The sequence below is a fragment of the Salmonella sp. 5800 genome (assembly GCF_046558195.1).
Lineage (GTDB): Bacteria > Pseudomonadota > Gammaproteobacteria > Enterobacterales > Enterobacteriaceae > Salmonella > Salmonella enterica.
This window is the reverse complement of the sequence record NZ_JBGDOX010000026.1, coordinates 1-794: the sequence shown is the minus strand read 5'-3', so window position 1 is coordinate 794 and position 794 is coordinate 1. Positions and strand designations below refer to the sequence as shown.

Annotated in this window: 5 tRNA genes; all 5 read left to right on the top strand. The window is 50.9% G+C overall.

Annotated elements, in window-relative coordinates:
- A tRNA-Lys gene (locus tag ACLJZ5_RS22025) sits at window positions 1-76 on the top strand.
- A gap of 137 nt (window positions 77-213) precedes the next feature.
- Window positions 214-289, top strand: a tRNA-Val gene (locus tag ACLJZ5_RS22020).
- 3 nt (window positions 290-292) lie between these two features.
- Window positions 293-368 (top strand) — tRNA-Lys (locus ACLJZ5_RS22015).
- Between the two features lie 139 nt (window positions 369-507).
- A tRNA-Lys gene (locus ACLJZ5_RS22010) sits at window positions 508-583 on the top strand.
- A gap of 134 nt (window positions 584-717) precedes the next feature.
- Window positions 718-793 (top strand) — tRNA-Lys (locus ACLJZ5_RS22005).
- Window position 794: the final 1 nt, after the last annotated feature.

The following is a 794-nucleotide window of genomic DNA, read 5'->3' as shown; positions in this document are numbered from 1 at the left end:
GGGTCGTTAGCTCAGTTGGTAGAGCAGTTGACTTTTAATCAATTGGTCGCAGGTTCGAATCCTGCACGACCCACCAATCGTTCGGTGGAAACGAGAATAAAGCGTGAAGGATAACGTTGCATCAGCAACGGTGCCGTAGGGCGAGGCAAAGCCGAGTCATCCTGCACAACCCACCACTAACTTCGGTTAGTCAGTAATATCCAGCGTAGTATCGGGTGATTAGCTCAGCTGGGAGAGCACCTCCCTTACAAGGAGGGGGTCGGCGGTTCGATCCCGTCATCACCCACCACTTGGGTCGTTAGCTCAGTTGGTAGAGCAGTTGACTTTTAATCAATTGGTCGCAGGTTCGAATCCTGCACGACCCACCAATTTAACATCAAACTCAGATGTTGAACGTGAAGGATAACGTTGCGTCAGCAACCTGTAGGGCGAGGCGAAGCCGAGTCATCCTGCACGACCCGCCATCTTTAGATGGTCCGAGTAAAATCTTTCAGGCAGCACCCGTATGGGTCGTTAGCTCAGTTGGTAGAGCAGTTGACTTTTAATCAATTGGTCGCAGGTTCGAATCCTGCACGACCCACCAATATACAAGGTGGTAACTGGTAGAGAATGTGAAGGATAATGTTGCTTTAGCAACGGCCCGAAGGGCGAGGCGAAGCCGAGTCATCCTGCACGACCCACCATCCTGAATGATTGAAGCAGTAACCCTTATCCAAGGGGTCGTTAGCTCAGTTGGTAGAGCAGTTGACTTTTAATCAATTGGTCGCAGGTTCGAATCCTGCACGACCCACCAA